The sequence below is a fragment of the Pseudoalteromonas sp. SCQQ13 genome (assembly GCF_015864415.1).
Lineage (GTDB): Bacteria > Pseudomonadota > Gammaproteobacteria > Enterobacterales > Alteromonadaceae > Pseudoalteromonas > Pseudoalteromonas nigrifaciens.
Genome location: NZ_JADYXG010000003.1, coordinates 164830 through 188907 on the forward strand (window position 1 = coordinate 164830; position 24078 = coordinate 188907).

21 protein-coding genes and 1 pseudogene are annotated in these 24078 nt (G+C 41.2%); 3 read left to right on the forward strand and 19 right to left on the reverse strand.

Annotated features, from left to right (window positions below; all coding sequences use genetic code 11):
• Positions 1 to 131: 131 nt before the first annotated feature.
• Positions 132 to 1592: a sigma-54-dependent transcriptional regulator gene (locus I6F41_RS04120; protein ID WP_197107718.1), complete on the reverse strand. Its 1461-nt coding sequence runs from the start codon at positions 1590 to 1592 to the stop codon at positions 132 to 134.
• Positions 1589 to 2701: a sensor histidine kinase gene (locus I6F41_RS04125; protein ID WP_197107720.1), complete on the reverse strand. Its 1113-nt coding sequence runs from the start codon at positions 2699 to 2701 to the stop codon at positions 1589 to 1591. The genes I6F41_RS04120 and I6F41_RS04125 overlap by 4 nt, the downstream gene beginning before the upstream one ends.
• A 146-nt stretch (positions 2702 to 2847) precedes the next feature.
• Here I6F41_RS04125 and I6F41_RS04130 point away from each other — a divergent pair, with 146 nt between their 5' ends.
• A complete protein-coding gene (locus I6F41_RS04130; protein WP_197107722.1) occupies positions 2848 to 3438 on the forward strand; it encodes a DNA-3-methyladenine glycosylase I in 591 nt (196 codons plus the stop codon).
• A 298-nt stretch (positions 3439 to 3736) separates the two neighbouring features.
• Here the strand turns inward: I6F41_RS04130 and I6F41_RS04135 are convergent, their stop codons facing one another.
• On the reverse strand, positions 3737 to 5170 hold the full coding sequence (locus I6F41_RS04135; protein ID WP_179807102.1) for a sigma-54 dependent transcriptional regulator: 1434 nt from the start codon (positions 5168 to 5170) through the stop codon (positions 3737 to 3739).
• A 373-nt stretch (positions 5171 to 5543) separates the two neighbouring features.
• On the opposite strand from I6F41_RS04135, the gene fliS reads away from it, so the two are divergent.
• Together fliS and I6F41_RS04145 are read left to right on the forward strand one after the other, a co-directional pair.
• On the forward strand, positions 5544 to 5945 hold the full coding sequence (gene fliS, locus I6F41_RS04140) for a flagellar export chaperone FliS (protein WP_011327479.1): 402 nt from the start codon (positions 5544 to 5546) through the stop codon (positions 5943 to 5945).
• A gap of 6 nt (positions 5946 to 5951) precedes the next feature.
• On the forward strand, positions 5952 to 6251 hold the full coding sequence (locus I6F41_RS04145) for a hypothetical protein (protein ID WP_011327478.1): 300 nt from the start codon (positions 5952 to 5954) through the stop codon (positions 6249 to 6251).
• 783 nt (positions 6252 to 7034) lie between these two features.
• On the opposite strand, the gene fliD is transcribed toward I6F41_RS04145, so the two are convergent.
• The 16 genes and pseudogenes from fliD to flgB all read right to left on the reverse strand — a co-directional run bounded on the left by fliD (position 7035) and on the right by flgB (position 23879).
• A complete protein-coding gene (fliD, locus tag I6F41_RS04150) occupies positions 7035 to 8447 on the reverse strand; it encodes a flagellar filament capping protein FliD (protein WP_197107724.1) in 1413 nt (470 codons plus the stop codon).
• Between the two features lie 72 nt (positions 8448 to 8519).
• Positions 8520 to 8936, reverse strand: a complete 417-nt coding sequence (locus tag I6F41_RS04155; RefSeq protein WP_197107726.1) for a flagellar protein FlaG — start codon at positions 8934 to 8936, stop codon at positions 8520 to 8522.
• A 138-nt stretch (positions 8937 to 9074) separates the two neighbouring features.
• Positions 9075 to 9743: a flagellin gene (locus I6F41_RS18145; RefSeq protein WP_442960621.1), complete on the reverse strand. Its 669-nt coding sequence runs from the start codon at positions 9741 to 9743 to the stop codon at positions 9075 to 9077.
• A 375-nt stretch (positions 9744 to 10118) separates the two neighbouring features.
• Positions 10119 to 10478: pseudogene (locus I6F41_RS18150) on the reverse strand (flagellin N-terminal helical domain-containing protein); the annotation flags it as partial.
• A 311-nt stretch (positions 10479 to 10789) separates the two neighbouring features.
• Positions 10790 to 12169 carry a flagellin gene (locus tag I6F41_RS04165; protein ID WP_197107730.1) on the reverse strand — a complete coding sequence of 460 codons (1380 nt, stop codon included), beginning with the start codon at positions 12167 to 12169 and terminating at the stop codon, positions 10790 to 10792.
• A 599-nt stretch (positions 12170 to 12768) separates the two neighbouring features.
• A complete protein-coding gene (gene flgL / locus I6F41_RS04170) occupies positions 12769 to 14028 on the reverse strand; it encodes a flagellar hook-associated protein FlgL (protein ID WP_197107732.1) in 1260 nt (419 codons plus the stop codon).
• A gap of 2 nt (positions 14029 to 14030) precedes the next feature.
• Entirely contained in the window at positions 14031 to 16043 is a 2013-nt protein-coding gene (flgK, locus tag I6F41_RS04175; protein WP_197107734.1) for a flagellar hook-associated protein FlgK, read from the reverse strand.
• A 1-nt stretch (position 16044) separates the two neighbouring features.
• Positions 16045 to 17040, reverse strand: a complete 996-nt coding sequence (flgJ, locus tag I6F41_RS04180; protein WP_197107736.1) for a flagellar assembly peptidoglycan hydrolase FlgJ — start codon at positions 17038 to 17040, stop codon at positions 16045 to 16047.
• Positions 17041 to 17167: 127 nt separating this feature from the next.
• The gene (locus I6F41_RS04185; RefSeq protein WP_011327470.1) at positions 17168 to 18262 is read right to left on the reverse strand and encodes a flagellar basal body P-ring protein FlgI; all 1095 of its coding nucleotides are present in this window, start codon (positions 18260 to 18262) and stop codon (positions 17168 to 17170) included.
• Positions 18263 to 18274: 12 nt separating this feature from the next.
• Positions 18275 to 18958 carry a flagellar basal body L-ring protein FlgH gene (flgH, locus tag I6F41_RS04190; protein WP_011327469.1) on the reverse strand — a complete coding sequence of 228 codons (684 nt, stop codon included), beginning with the start codon at positions 18956 to 18958 and terminating at the stop codon, positions 18275 to 18277.
• 16 nt (positions 18959 to 18974) lie between these two features.
• On the reverse strand, positions 18975 to 19763 hold the full coding sequence (gene flgG, locus I6F41_RS04195) for a flagellar basal-body rod protein FlgG (protein WP_011327468.1): 789 nt from the start codon (positions 19761 to 19763) through the stop codon (positions 18975 to 18977).
• A 21-nt stretch (positions 19764 to 19784) separates the two neighbouring features.
• Positions 19785 to 20528 (reverse strand): flagellar basal body rod protein FlgF, encoded by a 744-nt coding sequence (locus I6F41_RS04200; protein ID WP_011327467.1) that lies wholly within the window; start codon positions 20526 to 20528, stop codon positions 19785 to 19787.
• Between the two features lie 380 nt (positions 20529 to 20908).
• Complete coding sequence (flgE, locus tag I6F41_RS04205) at positions 20909 to 22294, reverse strand: flagellar hook protein FlgE (RefSeq protein WP_182684556.1); 1386 nt, start codon at positions 22292 to 22294, stop codon at positions 20909 to 20911.
• A 49-nt stretch (positions 22295 to 22343) separates the two neighbouring features.
• A complete protein-coding gene (locus tag I6F41_RS04210) occupies positions 22344 to 23021 on the reverse strand; it encodes a flagellar hook assembly protein FlgD (RefSeq protein ID WP_197107739.1) in 678 nt (225 codons plus the stop codon).
• Between the two features lie 13 nt (positions 23022 to 23034).
• Complete coding sequence (flgC, locus tag I6F41_RS04215) at positions 23035 to 23466, reverse strand: flagellar basal body rod protein FlgC (protein WP_011327464.1); 432 nt, start codon at positions 23464 to 23466, stop codon at positions 23035 to 23037.
• A gap of 5 nt (positions 23467 to 23471) precedes the next feature.
• Positions 23472 to 23879: a flagellar basal body rod protein FlgB gene (flgB, locus tag I6F41_RS04220; RefSeq protein WP_041454356.1), complete on the reverse strand. Its 408-nt coding sequence runs from the start codon at positions 23877 to 23879 to the stop codon at positions 23472 to 23474.
• Positions 23880 to 24078: the final 199 nt, after the last annotated feature.

Sequence of the window (24078 nt, forward strand, 5' to 3'; positions counted from 1 at the left end):
TAAGGTTAATAAAGCACAAAACGTGCCACATAAATAAAGCTTTAAATACATGGTGTTACAGTTGGTTTTTACTTAGTCAGAGTTTTGACAGCCCTAAATTCAAGGTGTTGAATTTAGGGCTTTTTTGAAGGTTATGCAGGAAGTGAAATACCTAAGTCGCGCATTTGCGCTAGTTTATAACGTAAAGTTCGCGGGCTAATACCCAAAGTTTCAGCTACGTCTTTACGCTTGCCTTGGCAACGCGCAAGTGTTTCTAAAATAATTCGATGCTCTTTATCTTTAAGCTCATCTTTATAACTGCCTGTATCTTGAGCGAATAAATCTGATTTTTGCTCATTCGGTGTTTGATCATCAAGCTTTTCATCACCCGACTTTTCGTCATTAATAACGGCTGTTGTTTTACTATCGTAATAGGCGCTAGTTAACGCACTTTCACTAATTGCTGGCTCTACTACAAAGTTACTTGGGGCTAAATTTTCAATAAAAATAGCTTGCTCACCTATGCTGTTACCACTGCGCAGTATAAGCGCACGCTGAATTACGTTATCAAGCTCACGCACATTACCTGGCCATGTATGGCTAAGCAGCTTTTGCTCAGCTTGCTTATCTAAAATAGCCAGCGGCTGCTTAGCTTTTATTAAATGGCGTTCAATTAAGTGCTTCGCCAACACAATTATATCGCCAGGGCGCTCGCACAATGGCCGCCACATTAGCGGAAAAACGTTAAGGCGATAATATAAATCTTCCCTAAACTGATTATTCGCTACCGCTTGTTTTAAATCGCGGTTACTGGTTGCGAGTATGCGTACATCTAGCGCAATGGTTTTACGACTCCCTAAGCGCTCAACTTCGCGCTCTTGTAATACACGCAGTAGTTTAACTTGTAAGCCCAAATCCATTTCGGTAATTTCATCTAGTAAAATAGTACCGCCCTGTGCTTGCTCAAACTTACCTGGGCATGCCTGAATCGCACCAGTAAAAGCGCCTTTTTCGTAGCCAAATAACGTGGCTTCGAGCATATTTTCAGGAATCGCCGCACAGTTAATAGCCACAAAGGGCTTAGCAGCACGCGCTGATTTATCATGAATAAACCGCGCTAATACTTCTTTACCCGAGCCACTTGGCCCCAGCACCATAACACTGGCGTCTGATTTAGCTACCCTGCTTGCAAGCTCCAGCAACTGAATACTCGTTGGGTCGGCAACAATAGGGCCGTCGGTTTCTTTGGGTTTTTCGGGCAAATAGCGGCTCACCATATTTAATAGCACCTCAGGTGCAAATGGTTTGGCCATATAATCAATCGCACCTAAGCGCATTGCCTCTACCGCATCGTCAATAGTTGCGTAGGCGGTCATCATTAATACCGGTAAATCGGGGTAATTTAATTTAATACTGCGCAGTAAATCTAGGCCACTCATAGCGCCCATTTGCACATCGCTCACCACTAACGAAAAGGATTCTTTTTTAAGTAGTAACATCGCCTGCTCTGCACTGTCGGCAGCAACGCATTCAATACCCGACATTTCTAGGGTATCTATTAATGCTTCGCGAAGCCCTGCGTCGTCCTCTACAACTAAAATAGTATTACTCATAACGATTCCTCTAATTTAGATGCTGCGCTAATTGGCAATAACAAGTTAAAACAAGCGCCGCCATGTACATTATTAGTCACCTCAATACGCCCTTGGTGCGCATTAACAACAGAGCTTACAACCGCCAACCCTAAGCCTGTGCCTTGGCTGCTAGTGGTAAAAAATGGTTCAAACAGTTTATCTACCTGCTGTAGATCAACACCTGGGCCATTATCACTCACGCTAATGCGTACAAAATCTGAGGTTTGCAAATCGCGCATTGCACTTATTTGCACTTGTGCCCCAGCGCCTATAATTTGAATACTGTTATGAATCAGGTTTTGAATCGCACTGGCAAGCGCGGTTTTATTCCCTAAAATAGTAATGTCGGGCTCAGGTAAGCTTACATCAAGCTCACTGTTATTAAGCGTTACCATGGCATCTGCACCGGTTTTTACTTCGCTTAATAATTGCTGCATAGACACCTGCTCAACCACATGCTGATCGCCACTTTTGGCAAATAGCAGCATGTCGTTTACTTGGTTTTCTAAATCTTTTAAGCGCGACATTAATTTAGTTTGAAAGTTATCGCGCGACGCTTCGGGTAAGCGTTTTGAACCTAAATTAGCAGCATAAAGCATAGCCGCCGACAGCGGCGTACGTACTTGGTGCGCCAAAGATGCCACCATTTTACCCAGCGCACTTAAACGCTGCATATGTGCAACCCGCTTTTGTAAGCGGCGGGTTTCACTCAAGTCTGTCATTAAGATAAGTTGCCCAGGCTCTGGGGCAAGTGCGGTAATATCAAGTTTTATTAAGCGCCCGTCTTTTAAAGACACCTCGTGGCCATCATCTTGCTGAGGCCGAAAAGAGCGCTGAATAACACTAAACCACTTTTCGCCTTCTAGCGGCTCGCCAAGCATATCAATCGCAATTTGATTCGCTTTCGCTATCATGCCTTTACCATCAAGCACAATTACTCCTGCGGGCATAGTATCTACTAAATGCGAAAGCCAACTAGCCTGTTTACGCAGATCGCTTAACTCCCCTATATACTCCTCTTGAAGTAAACATGGGTTATACTGATTTGCAGAAATAAACTGTGGTTTTAACACACTAGCAAGTGCCATAATCAAATCTCTAATTGATGCAGATATAACTTTAAATGCACAATTTATACCACCTTTTATTACCATGTATATCATTGAGTTACACAGTAAAAATACGCGACATTAAAATGACGCGCAAATAAAAGCACCGCAACTAAGGAACTATAATGACCAAGCAATCTCGCTGCTCATGGCTCGACACCAGCAAACCCGACTACGTTGCATACCACGATAACGAATGGGGAGTGCCTGTGTATGACGATAAAAAACTGTTTGAATTTTTAACGCTGGAGTCGGCGCAAGCAGGCTTGAGTTGGTACACTATTTTAAAAAAGCGTAATGGTTATAAAAATGCTTTTGCCGATTTTGATGTACGCAAAGTAGCAGCATTTACCGAGCAAGATATTGAGCGACTAATGCTTGATGCGGGTATTGTGCGCAATCGCTTAAAAATTGCTGCTACTGTAAATAACGCCAAATGCTTTATTAAAATTCAGCAAGAGTTTGGCAGTTTCAGTAACTATCAATGGCAGTTTGTTGGCAATAAGCCGCAAGTAAGTAATTTAAATTCTGCTGATGGCACCCCAGCAATTACCCCTACCTCAAGCGCATTTGCTAAAGATTTAAAAAAGCGTGGTTTTAAGTTTTTAGGGCCAACAACCGTATACGCCCATATGCAAGCCTGCGGTATGGTTAACGATCACAGTAATAACTGTTTTAGAAAAGAAGAAGTTAAAAAGCTAGGGGCTAGGGGCTAGGGGCTAGGGGCTAGGCAAACAGTCTGATTTCAGGCTTTTAATCAAGCCTCTGTAATTATTACATTTAGTGAAATTTATTTTCACCAAGAGCTGTGCATAACAACACAAAAAAAGAACAGTACACCTATTTATAAGTCTCTATAGCTCAGCGTCTCTAACCCTCTTAACGAATATTGTTACTAAGACTAAGTCGCACTACGTACGCGCGTCAGCAAGCTAAACGCTGTGCTTGGTTATTTTTTACCTAAAGCCTGAACCCTGACACCTAAAACCTAAAACCTGATAGCTGCCTTAATTTTTAGTCTCTCGACAAGTTATATTTTTTCATTTTTTCGACCAAAGTAGTGCGGCGTACTCCGAGTATTTCAGCAGCGCGGGCAACTACATAATCAAAGCGCTCTAATGCTTGAGTAATTAAGTTAATTTCTAGCTCGGCTAAATATTCTTTAAGCTCAATCCCTTCGCTGGGTAACAAGCCTGAATCTGCTGCTGTAGAGTGTTCGGGTTCATCGTCATAATCGCTAAAGTCGGTGCTAAATATGTCGTTAAAAGCATCGCGCTCCATTAACTCTTCTGGGTACTGCGGCTCATAGGCTTCAACTTCAATATAGCGATACTTAGCCGGTAAATCGGGAACATCGACCACTTTTTCTGGGAACATTATCACCATTCGCTCAACTAAGTTTGCAAGCTCGCGAATATTACCCGGCCAACTATGCTCTTTTAAACTCTCGACCGCGCGCTCAGTAAACTTAGCGGTTGAGCCACTTTGCTCATTAACGCGGCGCATTAACTCTTTTAATAACAGCGGTATGTCATCGGCGCGCTGAGTAAGCGACGGGCTTTCAATAGGGAATACGTTTAATCGGTAGTATAAATCTTCACGAAACGTGCCTTGCTCTATCATAGTTTCGAGGTTGCGATGGGTTGCAGCAATAATGCGCACATCAGCCTGAATCGCTTTTGTACCACCTACTCGCTCATAACTGCGCTCTTGCAATACGCGCAGTAACTTAACTTGCATTTGCAGCGGCATATCGCCTATTTCATCTAAAAATAGCGTACCGCCTTGCGCCAGTTCAAAACGCCCTTTACGAGCAGAAATAGCCCCTGTAAATGCGCCTTTTTCATGGCCAAACAATTCACTTTCGAGCAATTCCCCCGGAATAGCACCACAGTTAACTGGTACAAAAGGCCCTTTAAGGCGTTTAGATAATAAATGTACGTTACGCGCCACTACCTCTTTACCTGTGCCCGACTCACCTAAAATAAGTACATTAGCATCGGTTTTGGCTACTTGTTCAATTAAAAAGCGCAGGTCTTTAACCGCCGATGTTTCACCCACTAAGCCATCAAAAGTATTGTGTGGTTTACTGTGTTTGTGCTCAATAGGCAGCATGCGCTGATATTGTTGGCAATCATGTAATAACTGCGTGGTTATTTCGTGGCTAAATGGCTCACAAATCAGCCCCACTACATTAGCAATACTCAGTAAAGGCTTGAGTGTTTCGCCAATTAGCAAAAAAGGAAACGTAGGGTAGCGTTTAATTAAACTTTCGTGATCGAGCGCCTGCAGTGCACCTAATATTACAATACATTCTTTACTTTGATACTTACTACACGCTTGCTCAAAGTCGGCTTCCGTTTGTAATTGCACCGCTTCACCAATAAAAGTAAGTGAGGCATATAATCCTATCGAGCGATTGTTATTATTATCTAAAATTAAGATCATATTTAGCGGGCCATTCATTTCACTAATTTATTTTGTTAATCAAATTGTAAGCCAGTTGAAATTGTATGCAAGCACTAGTGGCGACTTTTTGACATTAACGCCAAAAAACAGACACTTTAATTAAAGCAACAATACTTAAGGATTAACCATTAAGTATTAAGGTTATAAAGGCCCCCTACATTCGCATAATAAGTTAATCGCAAAGCTTAATACTTAAATTAGAGAATAAAGTCACTTTATAATAAAAATATTCACTAATATTTACTTAAGTTGCTGCCTTAAATGCCGATAAGTAAGTATATATAAAATGCTTGGCATTATAATTGCTGGCATTGTATTAATATTTTTAGTTATCAAAATTTAGGATCTTCTCATGGCACATGCATCAATTAAAAAATACGGTCAAGTTCGTGCAAGCAGTATTAGCGAAATGACACCTTACGAACAAATAAACCTAATTTTTAGTAACATTATTGGGCGCTTAGCTGCAACCAAAGGTTTTATTGAACGCAAAGAAATTGAAAAAAAGGGCGAAAACATTTCAGCCTGCATTTTACTTTTTGGCGCATTACAAGACGCACTTAATTTTGACATTGAGCAAGGCTCAGAAATTTCAGACAACTTATTAGCGTTATACGACTATTGCCAGCGTACACTAACTAAAGCTAACTTAAATAACGATACAGCAGCAATTATGGAAGTTTCTAGCATAGTGAAAGAAATAAAAGAAGGGTGGGATAATATTCCTGCTAGCGAACGCTCTCCTGCAGTTTAATTTATTATGCCTTTAATAACTGACCAACAGCCAGCAGAGCAAATTAAACAATTGCTCTGCGAGCTTGAAACACTGGTAAATAACAACGATGCTGACGCAGCAGCTTTACAGCTTGAAGCGTTAAATACGTGTTTAAAAAGCTGGTGTGAAAGCGCTGAGCAGCCAAGTAGTGACGAGCTTATAACAACACAAGCGCATATTAATGCTATTTTAACTCAAGCTAATATCCATAAAGACGACTCGTTTAAAGCCTTGTTAAAGCATAAAAAGTCAGACAAAGCGATCAGCGCTTACAAAAGCACTTAAAAAGACAGTTAGCATAATAAGAAGTAAATTAAACGATGGTTTTATACTTTTCTTCTCTAAAGCGCAGCGCCTCTTAACCTTTTTGTGAATAAGTTATTTAAAGATCATTTTGCACAAAGAGAAAACAATGAGAGTAAATGAGAAGTAACTTAAACAGGTAATTTATCTGTTTTTTCTTCTCTAAAGCGCAGCGCCTCTTAATCTCTTTTTGTGAATAAGTTATTTAAAGATCATTTTTCACAAAGAGAAAACAATGAGAGTAAATGAGAAGTGAGTTAAACAAGTAATTTAATGCCTTTTCTTCTCTAAAGCGCAGCGCCCTCTTAACCTCTTTGTGAATATATTTACTTAAATCAAATATGCATAGCGAGGAGAGGACGCGGGGAATGAGAAGTGAGTTAAACAAGTAATTTAGTGCCTTTTCTTCTCTAAAGCGCAGCGCCCTCTTAGCCTCTTTGTGAATATATTTACTTAAATCAAATATGCATAGCGAGGAGAGGACGCGGGGAATGAGAAGTGAGTTAAACAAGTAATTTAGTGCCTTTTCTTCTCTAAAGCGCAGCGCCTCTTAGCCTTTTTGTGAATATATTTACTTAAATCAAATATGCACAGTGGATGCGAATAAGGGGGGAATGTGAAGCAAATAATAATTTTTAACGCAAAAAGTGCGGTATTGTTGTGATTAAATAAAACCGCACTTATAAAACTAAAAACTGCCTTTTCGCAAGCTCAGTATTTGCCTTAGCCTAAAGCCCAGTATATTCCCTAAAGCCTAACCCTTAACTACTTAGACTTTCTAACTACGCCTGGCATATTATCTAACTGAGATTGAAGATAACTACTGGTTGAGTTTAAACCTGCTACCAATAAATCCATGCTGTTGTACTGCGCATAAAGGCGCGACTCTAACGACTCCATTTTACGTGCAAACGATACCCGTTCGTCATCAATCCCACGAAGCTGACCTTCTTTACTCTCTATTCTGTTTTGAATTAAACCATCAGACTTAGTATAAAAGTTCATTAACTCATCAAACGATTGGGCAAAGCCGCCTTCGTCTTTATTTTCACCAATAAAAAACTGCTGCACTAAATCAACATCATTTTTTACTTGCTCATCTAAGCGTTCGCTATCTAAGCTTAATTTACCATAGCGGTCGGCCTCGACACCTAACTGCGATAGCGATAAAGAGTTACCATCGCCTAAGTCAACACTGTTGGTAATTTCTTGCCTTAACTTTGACATAACACCACGTAGCAGAGAATCACCCGCCATTACGCCAGCACCATCTTCGCCAGATTTACCTAAGTTTTTACTTAGTTCTAACAGCTCGTTATAGCTTTTAATAAAGCTATCTAGCCCTGCTTTAATATTATTGTTATTTTCTTTAACGGTTAGCTTACTTAGGTCATCGTCAACACCTTGTGCTTTTTTAGCGGTAATAGTCACGCCATCAATCACGTTTTTAAATTCGTTAGTACTACTAGTTACTGTTACTGTGCCGTCAATAGTTATTGACGCATCAACAGCGGCAACTACTTCGCTCACATTTTTTATTCCTGCAGGTGCAGGATCAAACGCTAAACGCGAAAGGCCTAGGGTATCGGTGTTATTAGCATCGTCATCGGCCACTGCTATTTTAATTTGGTTTTCAAGCCCACTGTTTTGAGCCGAAAACACTAAGCGCTGGCCAGTATCATCGGTAATTATGGTGGCGTTAATGCTTTTGTTATCTTTACTGTTGTTTATTGCATCGCGCACTTCGCTAAGTGTTGCAGTGTTTGATACTGCAATATCAAAACTATTATCGCCCGAGCTTAATGTCATGGTGCCAGCGCCAACAGGGTTGGTGGCATCAAATGCACTCGACATTATTTTATGCTCAGTGGCTAAATTATTTACTTTTACTGAGTAGCCACCTGGTTGGGCGTCTTTATCTGAGCTAAGCGATATAAAATCATCACTACCCGATGTCGTACGTTTTTGATAGTTATCAACGTCGCCTAATGCACTCATCGACTCTTGTACTTTTTCAAGGGCAGCTTTAAGCGCACCCACAGCGGAAATATCGGTAGTTAAGTTAGCTTCTTTTCTATTTAAACGTGATTCAAAAGGCGCTTTTTCGGCATTAACCAATGCACCTACAATTTCAGATACTTGTAAGCCTGAACCTAAGCCAGTAAACGAAATAGCCATGTTTATACCCCTTTACACTATTAAATAAAAAACAAAAAACTTAAAAAACGCAGCTGCTATTTAGTTATATACCTATACCGTTTGGTCAATTAATAAACCCGCAGTTTCAGACAACTTAGACACTAAACTTAACACTTCTTCCGAAGGGTATTGTTTAATTACATCGCCAGTGGCTTTATCGAGCACTTTAATTACATCGCGGCCTGAATCTTCATCAACTTTAAACTGCAAACTACGGTTCATTTCGCCCATAAAATCCTGCAATTGCTGCGCCACTTTTTCAAGCTGTTCACGCTCTAGCGGTTGTTGCTGCTGCGTAGCAGTGTCTGCATTACTTTGATACTGCTGTGCTTGTGAAGCACTTTTTTTAACATCGTCAATAGCGCCAGCAGTTAATACTGCACTGACTTGCCCTGCTTTACTTTCGCTAGCTTGCCCTGCGTTACTTGCTGTTACTAAAGCTTCTGCGCCTGAGGTAATTGTATTCATAACGCCTCCTAAATAGTTTTAAACATTGTACACTATTTATAAATTAGCTTAATTTAGCAAGTTAAACGACAAAAGGAGATGAACAAAGCCATCTCCTTTTTTAAATTACTAATACTGACTTTTGGTATTAGTTAGCTATTAACCTAATAAGCTAAGTGCTGCTTGTGGCAACTGGTTCGCTTGCGACAAGATAGACGTACCCGCTTGTTGCAATATTTGGTTTTTAGTCATTTGCGCTGTTTCTGTTGCAAAGTCTGTGTCTTGAATACGGCTACGTGATGCAGATACATTTTCTTGAATATTAGCAAGGTTACTGATTGTGTGACCAAAACGGTTTTGTACAGCACCAAGGTCAGCACGTTGCTCATCAATCTGGGCGAGTGCACCATCTATGATATCAATAGCGCTTTGTGATCCAGCTTGTGTTTCTAAGTTAACTGTTTCAACACTTGTGAATACCGCTTGAGCTGTTACAGCGGTTTCAGTACCGTCTGTTACGGTAAAGTCAGTATCAGATGATAATGTAATAGTTTCTTTTGCAGCTCCCGTCGCACTAAGAGTTGGTGTTGTTGCGTCAGATTCTGTAACTATAGTTGCAACACCATTTGCATTAGTAAATGTAACCGTTTCTGCTGTAGCACCAGTAGTTGTGCCATCTCCATCATCATAATCGCTGAATTTAATATCAGTACCATCAGCTTTAGTTAATGTAAGCGTACCAGCGTCATTGGTTGCTATTATACTCCCATCACCAAATGCTGCATTAATAGCAGTAACTGTTGCATCAACATCAACACCTGCAGTCACCGTCTTATCGTCTAATTTGAAAGTACCTCCATCAGCAAGTGCGCTTAGTGTTGCAGTAGTTTCATCTGCTGAAGTTAGTGAAGCTGTAACGCCATGTACAGCGGTTGCAGCATTTATAGCATCGACAGCAGTATCTCCGTCAGCATTAGCGGCTACTGTTATTGTCGTACCACCTATAACAACATTACCTGTACGAGCATCAGCAAGTTCAGTACTAGCTACATTCGAACCTATTTTGTCTGCTGCAGTACTACTTAAGCTAACTTTAATTATTTCGTTAGCGTTTGATCCAACTTGGAAGTCTCTAGAACCAAAAGTGCCATCTAGTAACTGCTGACCACCAAACGAAGTAGTGTCAGAAATACGGGTTAATTCAGACTGTAATGCTGATACTTCTTTTTGCAGTGATTCACGGTCTTCTGTAGAGTTTGAACCATTTGCAGATTGTAATGCTAGTTCACGCATACGTTGAAGTATATTGGTTGACTCACTCATAGCGCCTTCAGCGGTTTGAGCCATTGAAATACCGTCGTTAGCATTACGCTGCGCTACACCCAAACCATTAATTTGCGATGTTAAACGGTTTGAAATTTGCATACCTGCCGCGTCATCTTTTGCGCTGTTGATGCGCATACCTGATGATAGACGCTCCATTGATGTTGCTAAATTAGAACCTGATTGCGATAGGTTACGCTGAGCGTTTAGTGAAGATACATTTGTGTTTACTGAAATCATAATAAAACTCCTGATTACTTTCGTAATGTTGCTATTTTAATTTAACCAAGAGCTGTCACAAATTGTATGCTCAGCTCCGTACTGATTAAGTTAACGGCAGGAGGTAAATTATCTTTAGAAGTATTTTGAAAATAAATTAGTTTATTTGTTTAATAAAACATAACTAGCTGTTTTAAAATAAAAATAGTTTTTTATTAATTTTTATAACGCATAAAGTTACGTTTAAAATAATTTTTCCTATCCCAAAAAACAAAAAAACGCACTTCAAATTGAAGTGCGTTTATATAAACAGTTACTAGTAAACTAAATAATTAGCCACCTAATAAGCTAATGGCTGCTTGCGGTATTTGGTTTGCTTGCGAAAGTATTGACGTACCCGCTTGTTGCAATATTTGGTTTTTCGTCATTTGTGCAGTTTCAGTAGCAAAATCAGTATCTTGAATACGACTACGTGACGCCGATACGTTTTCTTGAATATTAGCAAGGTTACTAATTGTATGCCCAAAGCGGTTTTGAGCCGCACCTAAGTCAGCTCGTTGTGAATCAATACCAGCTAAGGCTGCATCTATAACTGCTAGTGCATTTTGAGACCTTTCAGGTGTGCCTACATTTACCTTAGCAACACTATCCAAAGTAGATGTTGTTGAACCAACAATCTGACCCATTCCAGTTACATTAAAATTATCCGATGCTGTTAGGTTAATTTGAGAATCAATAACAACTCCACCAGCTTGTGCTACGTCACCGTTTAATGTAACCGTATTCGTAGCCCCTCCAACAATCATCACTCCCGCTACATCGTTTTCTTCAATTTTAACACTATTAGTATCTTTATCATATGTTGCATTAACACCTGACTTCCCAAGATCTGATGCAAGCTCCTTTAAATCCCCTTTATATGAGGATAAATCAAAGGTATCTTCACCAACGGTTAATGTTCCGGTATCACCAGACGATAAGCCTGCAATTGTGGCTGTCACACTAGTTTGAGCTTTGATACCAGTACCTTTATCATTAATTAAAACTGCTGTTGCTTGTGCATCCGCCGCAGCTAAACTAATTGAACCTGAATTCCCCAGTGGGCCAGATAATGTAGCAGTACCTTCAGTGTTTGCTGTAAAGCTCGTTCCTGATTTTTGTGTATTAGTATAAGTAGTACCAGCCGTTTTTATAGCATCTTGACCTATAGTATCCGCTGCAATATTTCCTAACGAAATACTAATAGTTTCATTCGCATTTGCACCAACTTGAAAAGCTTTAGTACCAAAGTCACCATTTAATAACTGCTGCCCACCGAAGGAAGTAGTCGTAGCAATTCGAGTTAATTCTTCCTGTAGTGCACCGACTTCTTTTTGTAGCGCTTCTCTATCATCTGACGAATTTGAGCCATTAGCTGATTGCAGTGCTAGCTCACGCATGCGTTGTAGGATATCAGTCGAAGTCTGCATCGCGCCTTCTGCTGTTTGTGCCATTGAAATACCATCGTTGGCATTTCGCTGAGCAACCGCTAAACCATTTATTTGCGATGTTAAGCGGTTTGAAATTTGTAGACCTGCTGCATCATCCTTTGCGCTATTAATACGCATACCAGAAGACAGTCGCTCCATTGAAGTGGCTAAACCCTGACCTGATTTAGTTAAGTTACGTTGTGCGTTTAGTGACGACACATTAGTATTTACTGTTAATGCCATTTTACCATCTCCGAGTGTTGAACAGGATGTGGTTCAAAATGCTTTTGCAGGAACCACTATTAGATGCTGTTAATAAAGCAGGTTTTGTGCCAACTAACTCAACAAAACCAACCCATTGTTTTAAAAGCAAAATATAAATATTAAACTTAGTTTTAGAGCGAAAGTGAGCTTTATAATGGAAGGTTAATAAATAGTGACAGTTTTTTGCCGCTTGGTTTAGTGGGGATATTCGGGGGGCGATTACCGGGGTATAACATGTTTTTACTTTAGTGTATTTAGCTTCTAAGAGCGCAGCGCCTCATAACCTTTTTGTGAATAAATTTACTAAACCCATTTGCACAAAGAACAGTAAATTTCAGATAGTCGAAAACCAAAAAGCGCGGTATAAAACCGCGCTTCCATCAACAAAAACGCCTAGCTTGGCTTGTTTTTGCCTAAAACCTGACACCTAAAACCTGCTCTTTCACACCGTGCTTGGCTAATTTCTACCTAAAACCTGATACCTAACACCTCAAACCTGCTCTTTCACACCGTTCTTGGTTAATTTTTGCCTAAAACCTGATACCTGACACCTGACACCTCAAACCTGCTCTTAACCTTTAAATATAATCAAATAACGAAAGTTTAGCTAAGCGGCCAAAGGTGGCTTGCGATGCTTGGAGTGCGGTTTCTTGCTGAGTGAGTTCGCTAATTGCAGCGGCCATATCTACTTCAAGAAGGCTTGAACGATTACTTTGATTTTGAATGTCTAACGCAGAGTTAGAGTCGGTTACTCTTTCTAGTACATTCATCCGCCCACCTAAACTCGCTTGGGTAAACACAACTTGTTCGCTGGCATTTTGTAACTGCGTTACGCCATCGTTAAGGACTTGCTGAAAATCATCCCCCGCAAGCGTGCCATTATTTAAACCTGTAATTAAGCCCTGTAGCGTATTAAGTGCATTTTCTTTGTGGGGTTTTTCTAGGCTAAAATCGAGCTGCTGCCCAGGTGCAGCGCCGGTTAGCTGAATTTTCATTCCGGCAAACTCAATTGGCTCGTCGGTTACATTTCCGCTAACAGGTGGTACTTGCGCTACTCCATCACGTAAAATTTCATACTGCTGTGGATCGCCTGGGTTAGTACCAGCAGTAACCATTACATTAAAAGTATTTGCTGTGGCTGACACTAAAGGGTCTGGATCAGGGTTATATTGCTCTTTATGAAACTGATCGAAAACACCTTGTTTATCTACATAAACAGAACCCGTAAGCGTACTTGATGCATCGCCTGTGTTAGATGCTACATCGAGGCGTGCATTGGTTTTTTCAAAGGTGTCGTAGCCGTTGTCGCTAGATTTAATCGACACACCTTCGGCAATAGTAATTTTATGCTGGCCTTGATCGCCTTGGTAATTGTACTTGCCGCTAGCGGCATCAAACTGATACGGTTGCGTGCTGTCTTGGTAGCCTGAAAATATGTATTTACCGTCTTCTGAACGGGTGTTCATTAAATTAGCTAACGTTTTTTGTATTTCGGTTAGCTCCGACGCTAACGACTTTAAGTCGTCTTTACTGTATGCGCCATTACCTGCTTTTAAGGCAATATCTTTAGCTGCTTGAATACTTTCGTTAATACCTTGCAGTACGCTTTCTTCGGTTTTGAGTCGGCCATTGAGCTGGTTAATGTTTTTTGTATATTGCTCATTGCTTTGTATTTTATTGGTATACAGCATAGCTTGCGATATATCGGCAGGCGCTTCTGAGGTAGATAAATACTTTTGCCCAGTATTTACTCGCTCTTGTGCGTTTGCTACGCCATTTTGATTTTGTAGTATTTTATTAATGCTATTTTGATACATTAAGTTATTTGATAAACGCATAATTACCTCGTGGCACTAAGTAAAGTGTCAAAAATAGAACGTGCAGCAGAAAGCACCTGAGCTGAAGCCGCGTAAGATTGTTGAAAGCGCAGCAAATTAGCTGCTTCTTCGTCAAGGTTTACCCCAGATAACGACTCGTACCATGCCTCTGACTGCTGTGCGAGTGCGTCGAATGCTGCGCCGTTTGTTTTAGCTTGGCCTGTTACCACGCCAATGTCGGTTACTAATCCGGCATACGCTTGGTTAAACGTTTTATGGTTATCGGCATCTGAGCTTGAAACAACATTTTGACGCACCAAGTCACCGTTTTGTAACTCGGCTAACTTTAAGCCATTGCGGTTATCGTCAAAGCCGCCTTTGTTAAACTCTAACGTAAAGCTATCGCCTGTGGCTGGCGAGCCTTCAATATCAAAGTCAAAACCATAACCGTCATAAGGAGCACCAAGGCCAGCCAAAACATTTTTGCCTGGTGGTGCAATAGCAATTGGCACATTAGCGCCGTTTCCATCGCTAATTAAGTAATCATTTGTACCCGCTGCTTTAACAATGGTTATATCTCCATTAGCGAGTGCAGGTGGAGTGGTAGTTGTAAAGCCACCAGCGGTAACACTACTCACACTGCCTGCAGAAATAGCGCCACTACCGGTATTATTTATGTCATCGGCGGTGCGTATTGGCGATGCTAACGCTAGGTCTTCACCGCGCCCAGTTGTTAGCGATATATTTGCTGCGGCTTCTGAATTGAGCTTAATTTGAAATTTATCGCCTTCATTACCTGCACCAGCCATAGTTAACTGCAAACCAAATAAATCAACACCTGGGTTATTTGCCGAGTTAATTTCACCGCCTACAAATGTTGCTGTTGTAGCGGCGCCTAATGGCTCGCCTTTATTATCTACTGGCTGAATACTCACTTCGTTTGGGTTTGCGGTATAAGTCACAATAAAATCACTGGCTGGTAAATTACTACCTTTACCGGGTTCTACTGTTGCACTAACACCCGCACCGCCGGTGTTAGCTTGATAGGCAAACCCTTTTGCCGTAGGTATATTGAATATATCGCCGCCCAATTTACCGTTAGCATCCATTCCCAAACGGTTTTGCTGGTTAAATGCATCTGCTAACGCTAAACCCATTTGGCCTATTTGATTTTGCGCAGGTACTAAAATATCGTCTCTGAAGGCAAGTAAACCACCTATTTTGCCTTTTAATTTACTGGCATCAACTTCAAGCGGCACAGCTTTGCCGCCATTTACATCTAAGCGCAGTTCTTTAAAATTTGGATCCGGGTCGCCGCGCATCGAAAACAAGTTAAACGAGCCGTTTTGCATTACAACCGCTTCACCGCTACCCATAAAAACGAGCTTTTCACCATTGGGGCCGTCAAGCGTTTCAATGTCGATTAACTCTGATAAATCGCGAATCGCTTTGTCGCGCTCGTTATATGTGCCGCTTGCAGCAGATGCGTTGTTAGTACCATTAACACCAGCAATTTGTTGGTTTAACGATCCTATTTTTTGAATTAAGGTGTTGGCTTCATCGGAGAATATTTCGAGCTGTTCATTTACAACATTTTTTTGATCCAGCACTATTCCCGACAATCTATCCATTTGGCTTATTAAGCTGTCGGCGTTAGTCATTACTAACGAACGTGCAACCGTTGACGATGGCTGATTAAGCGCTTCTTGCACGTTATTAAATAACGAGTTAATACCAGTCGATAAGCTATTCGCTTCTTGCGAAAATAACGTGTCTACCCGGTTTGCTTCACTTACAAACTGATCAAAAAACGTTTTATTTGAGGTGTCTCGGTTTAATTGTTTTTGTGCAAATTCATTAAGTAACCTGTAGGTATTACCTTTGCCAACTTGATTGTCGATCATGGTGCCATGCTCTGTACGCTCGCGCACATAGCCGTCGGTATTTACATTGGCAATATTTTTACTGGTTGTTTGCAACAGATCAGTGTTTGCTCTTATTCCTGAATTAGCAATGTTTAATAAATTAAACGACATGTTACTTTACTCCTTGGCGGATCACGTTTGTTGCAATATTTTTAAGCTCGCTACTGTTAAGTACGCGCTTTATTTTATCCGCATAATTTGGGTCTGTTGCATAACCGGCTTGTTGTAATGAGTCTAAAAACGCTGCCGGTTTGCCGGTATTTTGTAATGCTTGTTGATAGCGTGGGTTTTGAGTTAAAAAATCAACAAAGTCGTTTACGCTGTCTTTTATTGAGTCGTAAGCCCTAAAACTGGCTTGTTTTTTAACTGCAGCGCCTTGTTCAAACTCTAAAGTTACTTTGTTGGCTTTTTCGCCCTGCCAGCTTTTATCTGACTTAATATTAAATAAGTTATTTGAGCTGTTACCGTCGCTTTTATTAATAATATGCTTACCCCAACCGGTTTCAAGCGCTGCTTGAGCCACCATAACGGCAGGGTTTAAACCAATTTTTTTAGCCGCTGTTTTAGCATGCTCCCATACCGAACTTACAAACTCTTCGGCCGTTTCAAAGTTTGGCTTAGCTACTTCTGGATTTTCGGTATTCATAGCGCTTTTATCTACAGGCTCGGTTACGGCTTTTTTACGCTGTTGCTGCGGCAACTCTATGCCAGCACGCTGATCGCTTAAAAGATCGTTACTGGTTCTGAGTACTGAAGCTGGGGTGTAATTTTTTGCCGTAGGAGAGAGTTGCTGCACTATTAAGTCGGCAAGCCCTAATGAACCATTAGACGAGAGCTCTGATGAAAGTTGCTGATCGTGCATTTCTTCAAAAAACTTTACGCTACTTGAATTTAATGGGCTTTCTTTGTCTTCGAAGGCTTCGCTGGCTTTGCGCATACTTTTAAGCAACATTTGCGTAAATATGGCTTCAAATTGTGCCGCTGCTTTTTTGAGAGCCGCTTTTGAGGCATCACTAGACGCGTCGCCACTGTTTAGGGCGTCTTTACGCAAAGCGTTTAAGTTACCTAAATCAAAAAAGTTTTGCTTATCGAGGTGATTTGTTTCCATCAGCTTTTTGACACAATAATGAATAATGTATAAAGCAATGCAAAAATTGAGCCAGAGGGGAAGGTATTAAGCAAGATGCCATCGGTTACCAGCTTTTAAAACTGACCACCGATAGCATTACGTTGTTTTAAATTACAACTAGCTGGCCGTTTATTGCGCCGGCTTCTTTTAGGGCTTCTAGTATTGCCATTAAATCGCCAGGCGCGGCGCCTACTTCGTTTATAGCGCGTACTAGGTCATCTAAGCTCACTCCGGGGTTAAATACAAATGCCCGTGAGTCGTCTTGTTTTATATCTATAATACTTTGCTGGGTAACAACGGTATCGCCATCGCTAAAAGCATTAGGCTGCGATACGTTTAGCTGCTCTGCAATCGTTACTGTTAAGCCACCGTGAGTAATAGCAGCTGGTTGCAACTTTACATTTTTACCAATAACAATAGTACCGGTACGCGAGTTAACGATAATTTTTGCCGCTGTATCTGCTGGGGTAAACTCTAGGTTTTCGAGCGTTGATAAGTAAGACACGCGCTGCGAGGCGTCTCTTGGGGCAATCACTCTAATAGACGCTGCATCGAGTGCTTGGGCGCTATTTGGGCCTACTAAATCGTTTATGGTTTTTTCTAATCGCTTGGCGGTAGTAAAGTCTGGGCGATTTAAGTTAAAAGTAATATAGTCGTTTTGCATAAATGGGCTTTTAACTGCACGCTCGACGGTTGCGCCATTTGGAATACGCCCCACTGTTGGCGTGTTTATAACGACTTTACTGCCATCAAGCCCTTCTGCGCCTAAACCACCTACAATTAAACTACCTTGGCCAATAGCGTATACGTTGCCGTCGACCCCCTTTAAAAAGGTTTGTAGTAAAGTACCACCGCGTAAACTACCTGCACTACCAATAGATGATACGGTAATATCTATAGTTTGCCCGGGCTTTCTAAAAGGCGGTAGCTCTGCATGCACAGCAACCGCAGCCACGTTTTTAATTTTTGGTTTTAAGCTTGCCGGTAGCGTAATGCCAAAGCTGTTTAACATGCCTTTAAAGCTTTGCTCGGTAAATCGGCTTTGCTCGCCCGTACCAGGTAAGCCAACAACTAGGCCATAGCCTACTAATTGGTTTGAGCGTACGCCCTCAACCATAGACACATCTTTAATGCGCTCGGCCATGGCAGGAAGTTGCCAGCCAAGTAACACCATTAAACAAAAAACTTTAAATACATTCATAATGAATGTCCTCTAAAAAGGAAAAAGTGAGCTACTAAAAAAGCGTGTTAGCCAACCGGCACTTTGCGCTTCTTGAGTTTGCCCTTTGCCCGAATATTGAATTCGTGCATTAGCAATTCTATTTGACTGTACGGTATTGTCTGCAGTTACATCTTCTGGCCTTACTAATCCCTCTAAACGAATAAATTCTTCGCCCGAGTTTAACGTTAGCCATTTTTCGCCGCGAATAACTAAATTACCATTAGGTAAAACACGCATTACGTTTACCGATATATCACCGGCTAAACTATTTGACTGATTTGATTTTGAGTCGCCTTTAAATGACGCGTCACTGCCAATACCAAATTGAATGCTGTCGCCGCCAATATTTACCGGCAATCCGCCTAAACCAATAACGGGGTCGAGTTTTGCGTCTGACTGCTTATCAGTTTCTGTTTTTGCCGCTTTAGAGGCTTGCGTAGATTCTTGCAATTTAACTGTAATTATATCGCCAGTACGCAGTGCTTTTTTATCGGCGTATAAGTCGTTCGATAAATACGTATTAAACAGTGAGCCATTAGCAACTGCCGGTTCAACATTGGGTTCTGGGTACATGGGTGCGTAGTAAGGGTCGTCTTGTACTACATCACTATTTTGTGTAGACACACAGCCACTTAACAATAAAGTACCCGCTGCAAATAATATAATATTGCGCATAATAACCTCTAAAATATTATAATTGCTGATTGATGTAGCTCATCATTTCATCAACTGCCGAAATTACTTTTGAGTTCATTTCGTAAACACGCTGGGTTTCTATTAGGTTTACCAACTCTTCGGTTACGTTTACGTTTGACGTTTCTAGTGAGCCTTGAATAATAGTGCCTAGCCCATCAACCCCAGGGTTACCCTGCACCGGCGCACCACTTACTGCAGTTTCGGTGTAAAGGTTTTGCCCTATAGGCTCAAGGCCCGACGGATTAATAAAGTCACTAATGGTAATTTGCCCAATAACCACGTTATCGGCCTGCCCTGCAACACGTACAGACACTTCACCGTCTTGCGATACAGTTATTGATTGCGCGTCGTCGGGTACGTTCATTTCTGGTTGAACTACATAACCGGCACCCGAGGTTACAACTCGCCCGTCGCCATCGGTAGTAAATTGCCCGTTGCGCGAATAAGCAATATTGCCATCTGGCTGTAGTACTTCAAAAAAGCCTGAACCAGAAATCATCCAATCTAGTGAGTTTTCAGTAGTTAGCATATTACCTTGCGAAAAGTTTTTTTGGTTAGCTACCACTTTGGCACCAGCACCTAGCATTAAACCTGATGGCATTTCGGTATCTTGCGATGAGCGACCGCCTGGTTGATTAATGTTTTGGTATAGTAAATCTTCAAAAACGGCGCGGCTTTTTTTATAACCAACTGTACTGGCGTTGGCTAAGTTATTTGAAATAACCGAAATGTCGGTTTGTTGGGCGTCAAGCCCTGTTTTACTGATCCACAATGCTGGATTCATAATCGTGTCCTCATTTTAAAGTTAAACTATGCGCAACAGCTGATCTTGCGATTGATCTATTTCTTCTGCTGTTTTCATTAGCTTTACTTGTAATTCAAATTGGCGTTGATGGCTGATCATATCGACCATTTCGTGTACCGGATTAACGTTCGACATTTCTAATGCGCCGCTTATCACTTGTACGTTAGCTGAGGTTTCAACCGTTTGATTTGGTTTTGGTCTAAATAAACCATCGTTACCTTTTTCAAGTGTTGAGTTATTTGCCTCAACCACTTTTAAACGATCAACCTCTTCTAAAAAGTTAGCCGGCGCGCCTTGTGGGCGTACTTGTATGGCACCGTCTTTACTAAATTCTATTTTTTCAATCGGGACTGGCAAAATAATAGGGCCGCCTTCGCCAATTACTTGACGACCACCGCTGGTGACTAACATGCCTTCGGCGGTAATGTTAAGCGTACCTACTTTTGTATAAGCTTCGTTGCCGGAGGCGTCTTGTACACTCAGCCAGGCATTATCGCTCATGGCAATGTCGAGCTCGCGACCGGTTTGCTGTATGCCACCCGATGTCATGTTTGAACCTGGGCGCTCTTCCATAGAAAACACCCGCGATGGCAAACCTTCACCAAACGCTTGCATAGATCGAGCTTGGGCAAAGTCGGCTTTAAAACCTGTGGTATTTGCGTTCGCCAAATTATTGGCTTTAAGGGCAAGCCCCATTAAGCTTTGCTTAGCGCCAGACGCGGCAATGTAGACCATTTTATCCATAACATCGACTCACTTAAAAATCTCTGTAAGAACAAATGCAATATATGCGCCATTGTTAAATACAGCAGTAAAACTGCACCGCCAAGCAATGTGGTATACCGCCGGTAGCTGCAGAAATTATAGGGATGAGGTTCTAGGGGCTAGGTTCTAGGTTGATACCTGACGCCTCAAACCTGCTCTTTAAATTTCTACCTAAAACCTGATACCTGACGCCTAAAATCTGCTCTTTAAATTTCTACCTAAAACCTGATACCTGATGCCTCAAACCTGCTCTTTAAATTTCTGCCTAAAACCTGATACCTGACGCCTCAAACCTGATCTTATAAACAAAAAAGGCTGCAATTAAGCAGCCTTGAATATTCAAATTAATAAATTGTGCTTTATCTAATTTGTAGAATACTTTGCTGAATTGTTGAGTTAACTTCCAGCGCTCGCGAGTTTGCTTGGAAATTACGCTGTGCGCTAATTAAATCAACTAGTTCGTTAGTTAAGTTTACGTTTGACTGCTCAAGCGCTGATGAGTTGATATTACCTAAGGTGCCAGAACCTGGTTCACCAGCAATAGGCTCGCCTGACGCTATACTCGCTTTCCAACCTGTGCTGCCCACTTGTTGTAAACCTTGCGAGTTTGAAAAACGCACCATAGCCACTTGGCCTAAAAATGTTGAGTCGCCATTACTGTACGAAGCCACAACTTTACCGTCGGCGCCAATATCAATACCCGCTAAACGGCCAACCGTTGCACCGTCTTGCTCAAGTGCTTTTACTTCAAAGCGACTCGCGTATTGAGTAGGTACTTTATTAGCTGTACCGGTCTGATCGCGCCAATTTATAGCTATGTCGGATGGGAAAGTAGCGCCATTACCTAATAAATCCGAAAGACCACCAGCAACATCATCCCCAGACTCTATTCCTATAGGATTAAACGTATTACTTAGATTATCTTCACCATCTGTTTTCAATGGTAAGCCATTAGCACTAAACTGAAGTGTACTAAGAGCTGTATAGGGTAAGTCTTCAGAACCATCTTGTTTAACACCATCTTTACCAAATGATTTACCGTCTAGTGTTGCATGAACTTCCCACTTATTAGCGTCTTCATCAGGATCCGTAGATTCTTCGGCTTCTTTTTTTACAAAAAACAGCTGCAATACATGTGGCTCACCGAGTGAGTCATATACGGTTGTTGAGGTTGATGAATTATAAGTTGCACTTTCTGAAGGGTTAAACGCAATTGTAGGTGCAATTGATCGTGAATCTAAATTAAACGAGCTATACACACTCGAAGTAGCACGCGGCGATCCTGACGAGTCAGGTATTTGTAAAGCCGATGAAGTACTTAAACTCACTGATGTAGTATCGCCTGTTGAAGGGTCAACCGGAAAGCCTTGTAAAAAGCTGCCATTTGCATCTACCACAAAGTTGTCTTTGTTTAACTTAAATGCGCCGGCACGTGTGTAAGTAAAATCTTGCGCGCCTAGGTCTTGGCTGGTTGCAAAGTAACCTTCACCGGTAATCGCTAAATCTAACGAGTTATTGGTAAACTGTAATGATCCTTGATGAAATTGTTGTGCAACCATAGTCGTTTGCACGCCGTCACCATTTTTTGTTTTACCCGAACTAAATACCGACGATGCATACACGTCAGCAAATTCTGCGCGCGACTCTTTAAAACCCGTAGTATTTACGTTGGCTATATTATTTGCCGTAACGTTTAAATCTTTTTGTGCGGCAGCAAGGCCGGATAATGCAATATTGAAGCTCATAATTGACCTCTAAACTATTTAATTTTTAGCCCGCTGGCTAATGAATCTTTTACGCGATTTCTGCAACATCTGTCAGCCTAACCGCACCTTCTTTAGTGTTAATAATGATGCCATTTGCACCATTAATATTCACACTCTCAATATTTTTAAAGGTAGCAATTGGCAGGCTCGAAAACTCACCATTAGTACTCCCCTCGGCTTTAATTTTATATTCACCAGGGGGTAGGCGCTCACCTGCTTCATTTTTACCATCCCATGCAAAACGCACTGCACCTGCTGGTTGCGAGCCTAAATCTATAGTTCTAACTAACTGCCCAGACTCGTCTTCAATTCTAAGCTTTAAGCTTTCAACTGGCTTTTCGGCAACAACTGAGCCTCGTGCATCACCTGCTGCATTTAAATCTAGCGTGTCAGACTCTAAAAGCGCCTGCTTGCCTACTAATGTAGAAGCTTGTAGTGCTGAGTTTGATGTCATTGATGCAGCTAAAGATTCAAAGTTTGAATTTAAATTTGAAATTCCCTCAGCCATAGTAAAGCTAGTCATTTGCGCAATCATCTGATCGTTATCAGCCGGTTTACTCGGATCTTGAAACGACAGTTGCTGCGTTAGTAATGAGAAAAAATCTTCTTGGGTTAACGCATCACTCTTGTCTTTACTGGCTGCTTGTTTTTCTTGCCACCGTAAAGAGTCTAAATAGGATGAAGATGTACTAATATCGTTACTCATAACCTACCCTCTGTTACCGCTGGCCTAGCAGCAGTGTTTTACTTAACATTTGCTTTGCTGCATCGGCAACTTGCACATTTGTTTGATACGAACGAGAGGCAGAAATCATGTTTGCCATCTCCTCAACAACATTAACGTTGGGTTTATAGATATAGCCATTTTCATCCGCACTTGGATGGTTTGGGTTATATTCAATTTGTAATGGTTTGTTGCTCTCAACAATCCCTAATACTTTAACGCCAACAGCGGAGCCCTGTGGATTACTTGCTGATGCTGAAGCTTTAGTAAGCTCAGCAGCAAATACAGGTTGTCGCGCTCGGTAAGTTTTATCCTGAGAAGAACTAATAGTATTCGCATTAGAAATATTACTTGCGGTGGTGTTTAAACGCACATTTTGTGCGCTCATACCAGAACCAGCAATATCAAAAACATTATATAAACTCATAATTATTATCCTTGGCTACCGAGTGCTTTTTTCAGACCTTTAAATCTGCCGCTTAAAAATTGCAAGCTGGCCTGATACTCCATAGCATTCTGTGCATACAAGTTTCGTTCCACCTGTATATCAACTGAGTTGCCATCACCTGTATCTGGTTGATTTGCATTACGAAACATTTCTGAACCACCTACTTCTTTACTACCACCGGCAATGTGTTTACTGTTGGTTCTAACCATACTATTGCCGCCTTGTTGGTGTGACTTTGCCGTTTTTAGTGCAGAGGCAAAGTCTATATCTTTTGCTTTATAGCCCGGCGTATCAGCATTAGCGATATTGGTAGCGAGCATTTCGGCTCTTTGCGAACGGATCAACATAGCGTGCGGGTGCACACCAAGCGCTTTATCAAAACTGATAGCCATAACCATCTCCAAAAAATTGACTTAGCTTGAACAAAGCAAGAAATAAGCCATTTAACTAATTTTTGTTTAAAGTTATTTACTAAGCTGATTAAACATAGCTATTTAAAGTGCAGATTTTAGGGAGATTTTAAGGCAATAAGTAAATTGATATGAGCCAATACAGTTATTATAAAAAATGCCAGCAGTTAAAAACTCTAAA